Origin of the sequence: Actinosynnema sp. NPDC023794 (assembly GCF_040639675.1) — a bacterium.
Taxonomy (GTDB): domain Bacteria; phylum Actinomycetota; class Actinomycetes; order Mycobacteriales; family Pseudonocardiaceae; genus Actinosynnema; species Actinosynnema luteola.
This window is the reverse complement of record NZ_JBFAFR010000042.1, coordinates 1-14,184: the sequence shown is the minus strand read 5'-3', so window position 1 is coordinate 14,184 and position 14,184 is coordinate 1. Positions and strand designations below refer to the sequence as shown.

Here is a 14,184-nt window from a genome sequence, read left to right as displayed (position 1 = left end):
CACCCATGACTCTCGACCAGACGGTCACCCCAACCGTGGACACAGCCCCGTGGTGGACCTCGGCCGTGGTCTACCAGGTCTACCCGCGCAGCTTCGCCGACTCCGACGGCGACGGCGTCGGCGACCTGCCCGGCCTGATCACCCGGCTGGACCACCTGGAACGGCTCGGCGTCGACGTGATCTGGCTGTCACCCGTCTACGCCTCCCCGCACGCCGACAACGGCTACGACATCTCCGACTACCAGGCCATCGACCCGGCGTTCGGCACGCTGGAGGACTTCGACCGCCTGCTCGCCGAGGTGCACGCCCGCGGCATGAAGCTGGTGATGGACCTGGTGGTCAACCACACCTCCGACGAGCACCCCTGGTTCGTGGAATCGCGCTCCAGCAGGGACAACCCGAAGCGCGACTGGTACTGGTGGCGCCCACCACGCGAGGGGTTCGAGGCCGGGCAGCCCGGTGCGGAGCCCACCAACTGGGAGTCGTTCTTCTCCGGCCCGACCTGGACCCCGGACGAGGCGACGGGGGAGTACTACCTGCACCTGTTCGCACCCCAACAGCCGGACCTGAACTGGGAGAACCCCGAGGTCCGCCAAGCCGTGTACGAGATGATGCGCTGGTGGCTGGACCAGGGCGTGGACGGCTTCCGCATGGACGTCATCAACCTCATCTCCAAGGACCCCGACCTGCCCGACGGCGCCACTACAGGCACCAGCGGCCTCGGTGACGGGTTCCCGCACTACGGCACCGGGCCGCGCATCCACGAATTCCTCCAGGAGATGCACCGCGAGGTGTTCGAGGGCCGGCCGGGTGAGCTGCTGACCGTGGGGGAGATGCCCGGCGTCACCTGGGCGGACGCCCGGCTGTTCACCGACCCGCGACGGCGCGAGCTGGACATGGTGTTCCAGTTCGAGCACGTCTCCCTCGACCACGGCCCCGGCGGCAAGTTCGACCCCAAACCGCTGGACCTGCGCGATCTCAAAGCCTCGCTGGGTCGGTGGCAGAAGGAGCTGGGCGAGGTCGGCTGGAACAGCCTGTACTGGAACAACCACGACCAGCCCCGCGTGGTGTCCCGCTACGGCGACGACGGCAAGCACTGGCGCGAATCCGCCACCGCGCTGGCCACTGTGCTTCACCTGCACCGCGGCACCCCGTACGTCTACCAGGGCGAAGAGCTGGGCATGACCAACGCGCCGTTCGCCGGCGTGCACGAGCTGCGCGACGTCGAATCGCTCAACCACTACGCCGAGGTCATCGCCGCCGGCGGTGAGCCGGAGTCGGTGCTGCGCGGCCTGCGCGCGATGGGCCGCGACAACGCCCGCACCCCCGTGCAGTGGGACGCGAGTCCCAACGCCGGATTCACCACCGGTGAGCCGTGGCTGCCGGTCAACCCCAACCACACCTGGCTCAACGCCCAAGCCCAGTACGACGACCCGAACTCCGTCTTCAATCACTACCGACGGCTCATCGAGCTCCGCCACGCACTTCCCGTGATCGCCCGCGGCGACTTCCGGATGCTCCTGGCCGACGAACCGTACCTCTACGCCTATGAAAGGACTCTGGACGACGATCGGCTGCTCGTCGTGGCCAACCTCAGCGGCGCACCGCAAACCGCCACCCTGGACGGCGAGTGGTCCGTCACCGACCTGCTGCTGTCCAACGTCGACGATCCTCTTGTCGTAAATGGTCGGATCGCCATGGAACCGTGGTCGGCACACGTTTTCCTACAATCAGTCCGTGGTGGACGGTAAACCCATGTCGGCCGACTGGAGCGCACTTCCTTTATTGACAAGGAAAATGTTGAACCGCTAGTCTGAAACCGAAGCGCTTCGCGCGCACTGCGCCTCGGAACCTTTCTCCCTTTTGTTCCGTGCACGTCGGCGCTTCCGCGTCCCTGTGAATCCAGAGTGACGCATCCCTTCCCAATGATGAGAAGAGGACTTCGCCATGCCCACAGCAAGAATGAGCCGACCGGCGGCACTCGCCGCCGGTCTCGCGCTCGCCCTGGTCGGCGCCGTAGTGCCGGCCGGGACGACGAGCGCGGGGGCACCCTCGGCCCAGGCCGCCGCCGTCTCCACCGCCGACAGCGAGCAGCTCAAGACGTGGTGGCACGACAACCACGAGTTCAACACCGGCAGCCCGGTGGCCAACGACAAGGTCAGGCGCTCGTCGTTCTACGACGTCCAGGTCGCCACCGCCGCGGCACCGGCGACCAGGTACGACTCGTTCGCGTACATGAGCATCCCGCGCAGCGGCAAGGGTAAGATCGGCTACACCAAGGAGGACGGCGCGGAGTTCTCCTCGTCGGCCAACCTGACGATGAGCTGGTCGACCTTCCAGTACGCCACCGACGTGTGGGTCGACGTCTCCCTGCACACCGGCCAGAGCATCTCCTCGGACGACCAGGTCAAGATCAAGCCCAGCAGCCTGAACTTCGCCAAGCAGCTCGTCGACGGCGACACCGTTCGCGTCAAGGTCCCTTACAGCGCGGCGGGCTACCGCTTCTCCGTCGAGTTCGACCCGCAGCTGTACACGGCGTACAACGACATGTCGGGCCCGGCCAACGACGCCGGCAAGCTCACCACCGCATCGGGCGGCGGCAACCGCGCCATCCACACCGAGCCCCGCAACTCCATGATGATCTTCGCCGAACCGACGCCCGCCGGGGCGGAGCGCGACCGGCTGATCCCCACCTCGGCTTCGGGCAGCACCTACTACCCGCCGCAGGGACAGGCCACCAACCTGAACACGATCAGCGAGGAGATCGTGTACTTCCGGCCCGGCACCTACTACATGACCTCGAAGTACCACGCGCTGCTGCCCAAGCAGGTCAAGTGGGTCTACCTGGCGCCCGGGGCGTACGTGAAGGGCGCCATCCGCTTCCCCGACGACAGCCAGGGCCTGTACCGGGTGACCGGCTACGGCGTCCTCTCCGGTGAGCAGTACGTCTACGAGGCGGACACCGCCAACAACTACGACCACCTCTCCGGTGCGTCCAACTGCCACTCCAGCTGCGTGAAGATGCTGCAGTTCGCCTCGGCGCAGGGTCGGCAGCAGCACCTGGACCTGCAGGGCGTGACCATCAACGAGCCCCCGTACCACTCGTTCGTCGTCTACGGCGACGAGCAGACCTTCAGCATGCGGGTCGAGAACTACAAGCAGGTCGGTTCCTGGTACTGGCAGACCGACGGCATCGAGCTCTACCGCGGCAGCACCATGAAGAACACGTTCTTCAACGCCAACGACGACGTGCTGAAGATGTACCACAGCGACGTCAACATCGATAACACCGTCATCTGGAAGAACGAGAACGGCCCCGTCATCCAGTGGGGCTGGACTCCCCGCAACATCGACAACGTGCGCGTCAGCAACACCCACGTCATCCACAACCGGATGTACTGGAAGGACGTCAAGTACAACACCTGCATCCTCAACTCCTCCTCGCACTGGGAGAACATGGGCTCGACCACCACGGCCAACCCCGGCACGTCGGTGAAGAACATGACCTTCGAGAACATCACCGTCGAAGGCATGACCAACTGCGCGATCCGCGTCTTCGCCCTGTCCAGCACCGAGAACATCCACGTCAAGAATCTCAAGATCGACGCCTGGAGCCACCTGGACCCCTCCTCCCAGGTCAGCCTCCTCAAGCGGTACAGCAACAGCAGCGGGCAGAAGGTGACCCTGGGCAACGAGACGCGTGACAGCCGCGGCCTGAAGCTGGAGAACTACACCGTCGGCGGCACCGTCATCGACAAGTCCGGCACCAACTGGGCCGCGGACAAGCTCGGCCGGATCGGCTTCGACGCCGAGACCTGGGACAACTGGAACGCCTGGGGTCCGGGCGGCAACAACCCCGGCCCCGGCCCGGGTACCGGCGGCGAGATCGTCAACGGCGCGACCGCCAAGTGCATCGACCGCGCGGGCGGCGGCACGGTGAACGGCACCGTCATCCAGCAGTGGACCTGCGCCGACTCGCCCTCCATGACCTGGGCGCTCGACGGGCAGCAACTGAAGTCCGGTGGCAAGTGCCTGGACGTCGAAGGCGGCGCCACCGCCAACGGCACCAAGGCCCACCTGTGGGACTGCGGCACCTGGGACAGCCAGAAGTGGGCCTTCCAGGCGAACGGCACCCTGAAGAACCTCAAGTCCGGCCGCTGCCTGGACGTCGAAGGCCAGAACACGGCCAACGGTACCCATCTGCACCTGTGGGACTGCGGCACCTGGAACAGCCAGAAGTGGACCCTCACCGGCTGACCGGCACCCCGCGGTGGCCGCCTGCACACCCGTACCCACCCGACCGGCGGCCACCGGCCTGTTCCCGTCCACAATCGACAAGCGATTCGCCGATGACAAGCGGATCGCCGTGGAACCGCGCCCGGAAAATAATTCCCCGAAAAGTCCGCCGATGAATGTCGGCATTGGTCTGATCGAGTAGCGCGCATTTTCCTCGTTGACAGTAAAAAGCTCGTCTCACTAACCTGAAGAAGCCGCCGCCACGGTGTTCCAGCCCCGGCGGGACACATTTCCCCCGGTGCTTCCTTCCGATCCTGACGGAGGCACACCCATGAAGAAATCAGCCAAGACGGCCTGGTCCGCCACCGGAGTCGCCGGTATCGCGTTGTCCGCGGCGTTCGTCGTGTCCTCGCTGCCCGCGAGCGCGAACGTCGTCGCGGTCACGTCCCCCGTGAGCGCGGGACCGGCGGCCCACGGCCAGCAGTACCCGGACGGGCCCTCCTCGGTGGACGGCTCGCCCCTGGAGCGGTGCCGCCGCGGCACGGACTACGCCGTGCCCGGTCGCAACCCCGTCCTGGACGAGCCGCTGAACACCGGCTTCAAGAGCAACGTCGGCCTGTCGGTCAAGGCCCAGCTCGAAGGCGGCACGTTCTACGGCAGCCGCAAGCTGATCTTCACCAACACCGGCAGCGCACCCGTGCACACCGACTGCCTGGTGCTGAAGTTCCGCGCCCCCTCGGGCTCGGTGGACCACCACTACCGGGCGTCCGTCCAGTACGGGCACCCCCAGCAGGACTACGTCGAGGTCCCGCGCGGCAACGGCGAGTCGCACTACATCATCCGGTTCGGGTTCCACGACGTCCCGCTGGCCGACCGCAACATCCCGGTCGGGCAGACGTGGACCTACGAGCTGGCCGGCTCCAACCAGGGCTCGATGAGCCTGGAAGCCACGCGCGACTCCGTCGAGGTCCTGGCGGACATGAACGTCGGCGGCAACAACTGGATCTCCCGGTACGGCACCAAGCGCCTGGGCAACTGACGCCAGGTGGGTGGCGGCCCCGCAACGACGCGGGGCCGCTGCCCGGTCATCCCGGGAGGATCCACGTGAAAACCCTTGCCTGCCTTGCCTTGGCCGTCGTGGTCTCCGCCGGATGCGCGTCCGGCGAACCCGACCACTCGCACCACCAGCACTACTCGATGACCGCGGAGGACGCCGCGCGGTTGCGCGGGGTCGCCACCACCTACCTCGGCCTGCTCTCGGGCGGCGACCCGACCACGGCGTGGGGCATGTGGACCGCCGACGCCCAGCAGCGCGACACACGAGAGGTGTTCGTCGACCGGCTCGCGCACTGCGAACCCGGAGTTCCCTACGAGGTGCTCGGCGTCGTCGCCGACGGGCCGGACCTCGCCCGGGTCGCCTGGCGGCACGGCGAGCGCACCGGCGAGCACCTGCTGCGCCTGCACGACGGCCAATGGCGCGTCGAGCCCGTCGACACCACCACCTGCGGTGCACCGTGACCGCCCGCGCGGTGACGCTGCTGCGCGGCTCGCTCGGCCTGGTGTTCGTGTGGTTCGGCGCCCTCAAGGTCGCCGACGTGACACCGGTCGCCGACCTGGTCGCCCGCACCGTGCCCTGGCTGGACCGCGACCTGCTGCTGGTCTCGCTCGGAACGGCGGAGATCGTGCTCGGCGCGGCACTGTGGCTCGGCCGTCGACTGCGCTGGGTCGCGGCGGTCGCCCTGGCCCACCTGCTGGGGACCTTCCTGGTGCTGGTGGTGCAGCCGCAGACGGCGTTCCAAGCGGGCAACCCGCTGCTGCTCACCACCGAGGGCGAGTTCGTCGTGAAGAACCTCGTTCTGATCACCGCGTGCCTGGTGCTCATGTCCACCGACCAGCCGCGGCAGACCGGGCATCTCCTCGACGTCGGGAATGACCACAACGAGGTGGAACATACGATCCGCGAACCGCACAGCGACGGTCGAAGCGACAGGGGAGCAGTCGAAGGCAACGCCGCCGACACCCCCACACCCGCTGCCGCACTCCCACCGTCGACCGCACCCGAGTCGACCGCGACTGCCCCGGCCAACCGCGCGCAGGGCGGGCAGCACGCAGAGGTCAAGGCGCAGAGCACCGTCACCGCTCCCGTCCTGTCTGACGGCTGATACGCCAACGGCAGCGCACTCATGGGTGCTGTCCAAGCGGATGAGACGCAGGAACGCCTCCGACCGTTACCGCCGCACCGATCGCGACCAGCCCCGCATCAACGCAACCGGCGTCGGAACGACGTGGAGCGCCTGACGCCGCAGCCGACGCCACCCACAGAACGCCCCCTCGTGGCCCGACTGCGCTGGGGGTGAGCGGGACCGCTCGGTGGCGGCCGGCTGGTCCCGCTCGTGCAGAAGCGGTGGCGTCGTCGGACATCGGCGACGCCACCGCCCGGAACACCGCCCCGGACATTCGGACGAAATCCTGCCGCCCCGCCATTCTCCGCCGCCGGTACCACTTCACACACGGAGGACACCGCATGCACACCGCATCACCCACAGCCCGACGCCGGACCGCCCTGCACCTCGCGCTGCTGCTGTCCCTCATCGCCTCGGCGCTGGCCTTCCAGCCGACCCGTGCCTCGGCCCACGGCACCGTCGTCGACCCGCCCACCCGCAACTACGGCTGCGCCACCCGCTGGAACGGCCCCGGCGCGCCGGGCATGCAGGAACAGGACTTCATGTGCTACCTGGCCTGGAACCAGAGCGCCGACGCCATGTGGAACTGGAACGCCCTGTACGCCAACAACCTGGGTGAGAACATCGAGAGCACCGTCCCGCACGGCCAGATCTGCAGCGCCGGGCGCTCGGAGGGCGGGCGCTACGCACCGATGGACAACCCCGGCCCCTGGAAGGCCACCAGGGTCGGCAGCACCTTTCCCGTCACCGTGCAGGACGTGGCCCGGCACGGCGCCGACTACCTGAAGATCTACCTCACCAAGCAGGGTTTCGACCCCACGAGCTCCATGATCGGCTGGAACGACCTGGACCTCGTCAAGCAGACCGGCCGGTACGGCTCCCAGTTCGAGTACAGGACCGACGTGTCCACCTCCGGCTACAGCGGACGACACGTCCTCGTCACGATCTGGAAGGCGTCGCACATGGACCAGAAGTACTTCCTGTGCAGCGACATCGACTTCGGCTGATTTCTGCAATGGCACCGTCCCGCGACGAGCGGGGCGGTGCCGCCCTCGTCAAGGATCCGCACGACGTGCGTCCGCCGGAGACGCCGGTCGCACCGTCGGTGGCAGCCTGCGAGGTGCCAAAAGTCGGCTTCGCAGCTCTGGCCTGCGGGTTGAACCGCCGCAGCTTTGACTGTCGATCAAGCGGTGTCGATGCTGCGGCTGTCGCAGCTACGGCCGTACTGCTCCCGGAGACGACTTTGGTTACTTGATTTGCGCTCAACTGCGCGATGTCCATGTGCGACGTTTGAGTTCTACTCGGTGGCTTTGGGATGGGCACCTGCGTACTGCACCCATACGGTGTGCTTGTCGGCGTCCAGCAGGTACCAGATGCGGTCACCCCCGGTGACCTCGATTTGCCAGCGGGGCAGGGTCTTCCCGTTGTGCGTGCCGTGGGCGAGGCTGCCTTTGAGTTGGTGGTGGCGGTTGGTCGGCTTGCCGGGACCCGGGCCTGGGTCGTTGCGCATGGTGTCCCAGGCGTGGCGCAGGTTGCCCGATGCTCGGGTTTCGAGGTCCTGCCAGCCCTTGACCGCCTCGGTGGTGCAGTAGCGGATGCGCCACTCGTCCCCGATGGTGGGCGGGGCGACCGGGTCGCCTTTCTTCGGACTCACGCGGTGGCTGCTCCCGGTGCGGGGACGTCACCGAGGTCTTCGCCGTCCTGGCGGAGGATCGCGAGGAGTCGTGGGTCGGCGTGGACTTCGGCGGTGTGCTGCCACTGGGTGATGAGTTGCGTGACCGGGGCCGGGGTGCCCAGCGAGTCGGCGGCTTGCAGGGTGTCGACGAGTTCGACGACGAATGCCTGCATGTCCTCGCGCGGCAGGAATCGTACCCAGGGGAAGGCCGTGGGCATCACGTCGGTCACCAGGTCCCGGACGCTCTCGCTGTGCTGCATCAGCGCCACGAAGAGGGCGGTGGTGGTCGAGACGACCTCGCGGACCTCCTGTGCCCTGCTGGCCGTGGTGAGGACCAGGTCCTCCTCGTCGCCGCGGCGGTGCACGAGCAGTGTCCGGCTCGGCGACTCCTGGAGCTTGCGGACGGAGTCGGCCGGCTTGTTCGACAGATCGCTGAAGTTGATCTCTGACGCAGCGATGGACATAGTTGCAAGGTACCTTAAAACTCGCAGTGGTGCCAGATTGTTGCGTCCGTAGCTGCGGAAGTGGCCGTCACGGCTCTGACCTGCTGCAGCGTGACCCTCGTTGATCGAGTTCGCTGGTGTGGTGGCCGTGGCGCTACAGCACCGGCGGCGCTGGTGAAGGCCGGCCGCTCGATGGGCGCACAAGTGTTCGATGTCCGCGGCCGTCGACATAAGCCCACCGTGGGAGGAGGGTGGGAGGAAATTGGGAGAATTCAAGATGAGTGAACAGGGATGAACTGTGGTGAGGTGCACCCAACTGGACTGTCGAGGCCTGCGGATTCAATATTTCCGCAGGTCGGAACAAGATCTGGGCAATTCTGGGGGTCAAGGGGTCGCAGGTTCAAATCCTGTCGTCCCGACGGTCTGAAGAAGCCCGCTCGATCTGGATGAAAGCCCAGGCCGGCGGGCTTTTTCGCGCGTCCGTTTCGATCTTGGGGCGATTGTCCACAGTGGTCTGTACTGGTCGGTAACTCGGTATTTGGGAGGATCGGTTTGCGTAGGGCGAAATGGGTCGCGTTGGCTAAAGCGAATCGTGTCCTCCGTTCGGGTGTTCTTCCTGGTCGCGGTCGGCGCGTGCGGTGGCGATGTCCAGGCGGTCCAAGCTGTCGATCTCATGGATCGCGCGCGCTGGCACCTGATCCGATGGACGCTGCTGGTGTGGTGTTGAGGCGGTGGTCCTCGGGCGGCGGTCGTCTGGATGGTCTTCAAGGATCATGTTCGGGTTACGGGGACCGGGTCGTGTGGGCTTGGACGGGCAGGCCGCGCAGGCGCACCGCAGCGGTCGTAGCGCTCCGAGGTCGTGGTGTTGGCCGGTGGCTACGAAAGGCTCGGCGGTAGCTGCGCAGGTTCGAATCCCCGGCAGGGCACACAGCAGATGGGAACAGCTCCGACCAGGGGTTACTTGATGGGACGGCTGGTCGTTGAGCACCTGTGGGGTTCCAAAAGTCAGCTACACGACCTGACCTGCGGTTAGGCGGCTGTGGGTTCGTACTCGTTGATGAGGCCGCCGAGGACTGGTCGGCGACGTATCGAGGTGCAGCGCGGCTCCGTGATCGGCTGGTCCGGTCGCGGTGGTGCGAGCTGTAGCGCCTGGTGGGGTCGGCGGTGGTTGTAGTGGGCCGCGTAGCGGTCCAGGACCGCTCGCAGGTGGTGTTCGTTGAGGATGAGTAGTCGGTCGGTGGCTTCGTGTCTGATGGTGCCGACGAACCGTTCGGCGTGGGCGTTGGCTCGCGGGCAGCGTGGTGGAATTTCATGACCTTGATGCCGGTGTCGGAGAAAGACAGCGTCGAACGAGGCGGTGAACTGGCCGGCCCGGTCCCGGATGAGGAACCGGAAGTCGTCGGCCCGATCGGCCAGGTCCATCAGCAGGTTGCGGGCCTGCTGGGTAGTCCAAGGACCATCGGGGTTGGTGGTGGCGCCGAGGATGTGGACGTAGCGGGTGGCGACTTCCATCACGAAGAACACGTACACGCGCTTGAGGGTGACGGCGCAGTCGACGTGGAAGAAGTCGCAGGCCAACATGCTCGCGGCCTGCGCCTGCAGGAACCGTCGCCAGGAGGTGTCGGTGTCGCGCTGGGGCGCGGGTGGTATCCGCAGGCGCTTGAGCACGCGGCGAACCGTTGACGCGGCTACCCGGTGGCCGAGCTTGAGCAGCTCACCTTGGATCCTGCGGTAGCCCCAGCCGGGTTCTCCCGGGCCATTCGTTCGGTCAACGCCACGACGGCGTCGTCGACCGGTGGGCGGCCGGTCCGGTGGGGGTAGGTCCACTTCTTCGCGACCAGGCGCCGGTGCCACCGCAGGATGGTGCCCGGTGTCACCACTCGGTGCTCGCGCAGCATATGGGGGAGTCGGCGCACCAGCGCGGCGAGTACGGCGCGATCGGCCCACTCCAGCCGTGGGCGTGGGCGGGGGTTGGCGCGGCGTAGTACGGCGACTTCGTGCCGCAGCACCAGCAGCTCCACGTCTTTGGTCGCCGATGACCGTCCGAGCAGGACCAACCACCCCGACGACCCGGACGAAGAACAGGTACAGCAGTCGTAGCGCCATGCCTCGCGATCATGCCTCTACGGCTCATGGTGCGCGATCGCCGCAGCTCAGCGCTCAGATGCAGAGTTCTGGAACCCCACAGGGCCGAGCTGGTCGTGATCGGCCACCGGCGCCTTCACGGTCTACCCCGTCTGGCCTGACCAGCCGGAATCCGTCCCTACGAGCGATCAGCACCCACCACCGGGCAGTGGAATCCGGCGGCAACCCGGCCGACAACGGGCCACCTCGACCACCCCGAACACCGAAAGGAGGGGTTGCAACAACCACCGACCACGGTCTCAAGTCAAGCCGTCACCCACGCGAAAGATCCGGGCTAATCTCCGCCGGATGCGTACGTGGATGGCCTAACCGCCATCGCTGTTGTCAACTGCGCGCCGAGATCGTCTGATTTTCGCTCCGCCATCATTGAGTGCTCGAATGATTTCCGGCCGTTCTCTTGGCTTCGTGCCCCGGAGAGCTAGCCACATGATCAGGACGCGGCCACCCGTCACGCCCAGGAGTGCGAAGACTCCGGTAACGCCGATGCTCGACCACATGGTCACCTCCTAGGTTGCTGTGGTTCCACGCTGTCGCGTCGTCGGTGAGCCGGCGGAGCGACCGATCAGGTCGCGGAAACTCAGCGTGTAGTGGCTGATGGAGCGTTTGCAACGTTTGTAGCGGAGTTGGGTCAGCGCCCTGCACCGCCAAGTTGCTATGACTACGCTCCGTGTTCCTGGGGCACCCTGGCCCTGTCGTACTCCCTGGTGAGTGCTGGGTTTCCGCAAAATTCGGGATGGAATTTCCTACGTAGAGTGATCTCACAAGGTCAGTCGGTATGAGTGCCGTAGGTCAGCCGACCTTCCGGACCTGCGGATACCACTACGTGAGTCGAGTGCAAGCGTTGACTGCGACCTTGGCCACACTCCCAGATGTTGGCCAGCAGCGGAGCTTCCCAGGTGACCACGTGGTGTGGGTGGACGACCTAGTCATCGACGGTCCGCCGAGTCGGACGGCGCGGAGGTCGCGGCGTGCCGTCGTGGAGTGCGCGGATGATCTCCGGCGGCTCTCTGGGCTTCGTCCCGCGAAGTGAGAGCCAAATGATCAAAACGCGACCGCCTGTGATTGCGAGAAGCGCAAAACTCCGGTAACTCCGGCGCTAGACCACAGGGGCACCTCCTGATCACTGTAGGAAAACTGCGCCGTGCGTTGAAGTGCTTCGGGCTTGCCGTAAGTCAATCTGGGTATAAGTACGCAAGTTGGGACAACGCCGCGAGAGGGTCCGACGGCCGTCAGGTCGGCGGAGCTGCGGTTAACCTGCGAAAACAGGTGCTTTGTCTTGACTGACGTCCATGTGAACCTCCCTGAATTTGATGTCTACAACGGTGATGCCTATATGCTCACTAGGTCAAGCCGATCCCGATAAAACAGGTGGCGGAGACCACGCACACCACCCGCAGGGTTGAACGCCGAAATCTGGTCCTTGCTGGTCAGCCGGGTGTCCGACGTCTTTTAAGGACCCGTCCGGCGAGGCGGGGAAGGAGGTCCAACCGTGCCGCCACGCCAACGTGGCGCGACGGGCGTCAAGGGGAGGGAGGTTCTGTCCAGGCCTGGGTCGGGTGGGCTGTGACTGCGGTGATGTGCAGGCGTCGGGTGCCGCAACGCCGTGGCGGTTGCCGCGGGCAACACGGCTTCCGACGAGTCCTTGTCGCTGCGACGCCTCGGTGGGACGTGCGGAGACCCGGCCAACACCGCCGAGGTCGTCGCCGCGGGCACCGGCCAGCCCGACCGGATCGCCGCGGCGGCCAAGTCGCTCGAGCCCGCAGGGAAACCCACGCTGCTCAGTGGCATCCTCGCGGCCATCGACGACTTTTCCCGCCCGTATCCGTTCCGCGGGCGACAGAGCAATCGGATCGTGGTCGTCTCCAGACATTCCGCCGACGCCTGCTCGACTGATCAGGACGCTGCCAACTCGGCCATACGCGAACGCCTCGACGGGTCAGGGGTCGACCTCGACTTCCGCTTCGTCGGCTACCGGGTGCCGCGCGGGAACGTGGGTTTGATGCGGTGATTGAGCGGGTGACCTGCTCGGCGAGGTCTCGATGAAGGCACGCTGCTGGTAATAGCCGGCGGTGGCCGCGGGGACGTCGTGTGGTGTGGGTATCGGCAGCGACAACAGCGAGCGGAAGGGGAGTCGTCCACCGATCACCGACGCTGCCGAGGACTGGGCACAGATCCGGGTATCCGGCGGCTTGGTCCTGACCTTCGAGCACGAGGCCATCCACGAACCGCTCGCTTGGCAGTCGGTCGCTGGTCGTCAGCCGATGCAGGCCCGCTTGGGCATCGAGGTAGACGACCTGCCCGCCGCCTGGGCACAGGGCACGGGCGCGGTCCTGGCGGAGCAACCTCCGCAAGACGACGTCCGGGTAATGCTCGATCCGGTGGGCCATCCGTTCTGCCTGTTGGGCTGGCCACTGGGTGGTGAGCGCGCCGCAACCGTGGCCGCCGTTCGGTTCACTTTCAGTCCGGCGTTCGGCTACCGACTCGCAGGCGGGGCGACAAAGCGTGCGGTACGCCCAATCCTCTGGGCAGAGGCCCGCTGTCCCGGGAGGCACTGTTGAGGTGTGCCTGCCGACAACTCCATCCATGCAGGTAGAGGACATATGAGCCCAAGAGACGTCAAGCGCTCACGGGGACGGCTGCCATCCGCAGTGCCGTCGGCTGACGCGGCATGATGACCGGCTGTGCTGCTCCGACTGGCCTACCTCGGCGTGACCAACGCCTTCGCGTTGCTGCGCCTGCTGCCCCTGAGCGATCGGGACAAGGACGTGGAGATCCTGGTGCTGCGGCACCAAATCACGATCCTGGAACGCGAACTGGGCAAGAGCCGTCCGCGGTTCTCGCCCGGCGACCGGGCGTTCCTCGCGGCACTGCTGCACTCACTTCCCGTCGACACGCTTCGTCGGCTCCGACTGCTGGTGCGCCCGGAGACAGTCCTGCGGTGGCACCGAGACCTCCTCGCCCGCCGCCACGCAGCCAGATCCCGTCCCAAACGGCCCGGCCGACCACGAACCATCCGCTCGATCCGACTACTGGTGCTGCGCCTGGCACGAGAGAACCCTGCCTGGGGCTACCGCCGCATCCACGGCGAACTCCTCGTGCTCGGGATCAAAATCGCTGCGTCCACCGTCTGGCAGATCCTCCAGAACGCCGGGATCGACCCGGCACCCGAACGCACCACGACAACTTGGGCGGCCTTCCTCCGCTCACAAGCCGACGCACTCCTGGCCTGCGACTTCTTCGAGACCTTCACCCTGAGCGGCACCCGCCTGTACGTACTCGCGGTCATCGAACACGCCAGCCGCAGGATCCGCATCCTCGGCGCCACCGCACCCCACCGCCTCCTGGGTCACCCAGGGTCATTGCGTTGTGGGGTAGCTGCTGGTCACAGCGGTGATCAGTTCGTGTGGTCGGCGGTTGGCGCGTCGGAGTGCTCGGGCGATGTTGGTGTCGCCGTTGGTGCGGTGCCAGCCGATCGCGGTGTTGCGCAGGGTGGCGATGACGG

12 protein-coding genes are annotated in these 14,184 nt (G+C 66.5%); 9 read left to right on the top strand and 3 right to left on the bottom strand.

Annotated elements, in window-relative coordinates; genetic code table 11:
* Positions 1-5: 5 nt before the first annotated feature.
* The 6 genes from AB0H12_RS41265 (at position 6) to AB0H12_RS41240 (ending at position 7,426) form a co-directional block, all read left to right on the top strand.
* Entirely contained in the window at positions 6-1,751 is a 1,746-nt protein-coding gene (locus AB0H12_RS41265) for a glycoside hydrolase family 13 protein (protein WP_499630963.1), read from the top strand.
* Between the two features lie 196 nt (positions 1,752-1,947).
* Complete coding sequence (locus AB0H12_RS41260) at positions 1,948-4,257, top strand: family 49 glycosyl hydrolase (protein WP_499630960.1); 2,310 nt, start codon at positions 1,948-1,950, stop codon at positions 4,255-4,257.
* Positions 4,258-4,567: 310 nt separating this feature from the next.
* Entirely contained in the window at positions 4,568-5,275 is a 708-nt protein-coding gene (locus tag AB0H12_RS41255; protein ID WP_499630957.1) for a hypothetical protein, read from the top strand.
* A 65-nt stretch (positions 5,276-5,340) separates the two neighbouring features.
* The gene (locus AB0H12_RS41250; RefSeq protein ID WP_499630955.1) at positions 5,341-5,754 is read left to right on the top strand and encodes a hypothetical protein; all 414 of its coding nucleotides are present in this window, start codon (positions 5,341-5,343) and stop codon (positions 5,752-5,754) included.
* Complete coding sequence (locus tag AB0H12_RS41245; RefSeq protein WP_499630953.1) at positions 5,751-6,398, top strand: DoxX family membrane protein; 648 nt, start codon at positions 5,751-5,753, stop codon at positions 6,396-6,398. Before AB0H12_RS41250 ends, AB0H12_RS41245 begins: the two co-directional genes overlap by 4 nt.
* 362 nt (positions 6,399-6,760) lie before the next feature.
* Entirely contained in the window at positions 6,761-7,426 is a 666-nt protein-coding gene (locus AB0H12_RS41240) for a lytic polysaccharide monooxygenase (RefSeq protein ID WP_499630950.1), read from the top strand.
* 290 nt (positions 7,427-7,716) lie between these two features.
* Here AB0H12_RS41240 and AB0H12_RS41235 read toward each other — a convergent pair whose 3' ends face one another.
* From AB0H12_RS41235 to AB0H12_RS41225, 3 genes are all read right to left on the bottom strand, one after another.
* Positions 7,717-8,073 (bottom strand): hypothetical protein, encoded by a 357-nt coding sequence (locus tag AB0H12_RS41235; RefSeq protein ID WP_499630947.1) that lies wholly within the window; start codon positions 8,071-8,073, stop codon positions 7,717-7,719.
* A complete protein-coding gene (locus AB0H12_RS41230; RefSeq protein WP_499630944.1) occupies positions 8,070-8,558 on the bottom strand; it encodes a hypothetical protein in 489 nt (162 codons plus the stop codon). Before AB0H12_RS41230 ends, AB0H12_RS41235 begins: the two co-directional genes overlap by 4 nt.
* A gap of 1,008 nt (positions 8,559-9,566) precedes the next feature.
* Positions 9,567-10,205, bottom strand: a complete 639-nt coding sequence (locus AB0H12_RS41225) for an integrase core domain-containing protein (protein WP_499630941.1) — start codon at positions 10,203-10,205, stop codon at positions 9,567-9,569.
* A 2,080-nt stretch (positions 10,206-12,285) separates the two neighbouring features.
* Between AB0H12_RS41225 and AB0H12_RS41220 the strand changes: the two genes are divergently transcribed.
* The 3 genes from AB0H12_RS41220 to AB0H12_RS41210 all read left to right on the top strand — a co-directional run.
* The gene (locus AB0H12_RS41220; RefSeq protein WP_499630938.1) at positions 12,286-12,690 is read left to right on the top strand and encodes a hypothetical protein; all 405 of its coding nucleotides are present in this window, start codon (positions 12,286-12,288) and stop codon (positions 12,688-12,690) included.
* A gap of 85 nt (positions 12,691-12,775) precedes the next feature.
* Positions 12,776-13,240 carry a VOC family protein gene (locus tag AB0H12_RS41215; protein ID WP_499630935.1) on the top strand — a complete coding sequence of 155 codons (465 nt, stop codon included), beginning with the start codon at positions 12,776-12,778 and terminating at the stop codon, positions 13,238-13,240.
* A gap of 123 nt (positions 13,241-13,363) precedes the next feature.
* Positions 13,364-14,184: transposase family protein (locus AB0H12_RS41210; protein WP_499630932.1), on the top strand; the 821-nt coding region annotated here is incomplete at its 3' end.

What these genes read in the sequence shown, in the direction of transcription:
- AB0H12_RS41265 (WP_499630963.1), top strand. Translation starts at nt 6, where the DNA reads ATGACTCTCGACCAGACGGTCACCCCAACCGTGGACACAGCCCCGTGG.
- AB0H12_RS41260 (WP_499630960.1), top strand. Translation starts at nt 1,948, where the DNA reads ATGCCCACAGCAAGAATGAGCCGACCGGCGGCACTCGCCGCCGGTCTC.
- AB0H12_RS41255 (WP_499630957.1), top strand. Translation starts at nt 4,568, where the DNA reads ATGAAGAAATCAGCCAAGACGGCCTGGTCCGCCACCGGAGTCGCCGGT.
- AB0H12_RS41240 (WP_499630950.1), top strand. Translation starts at nt 6,761, where the DNA reads ATGCACACCGCATCACCCACAGCCCGACGCCGGACCGCCCTGCACCTC.
- AB0H12_RS41230 (WP_499630944.1), bottom strand. Translation starts at nt 8,558, where the DNA reads ATGTCCATCGCTGCGTCAGAGATCAACTTCAGCGATCTGTCGAACAAG.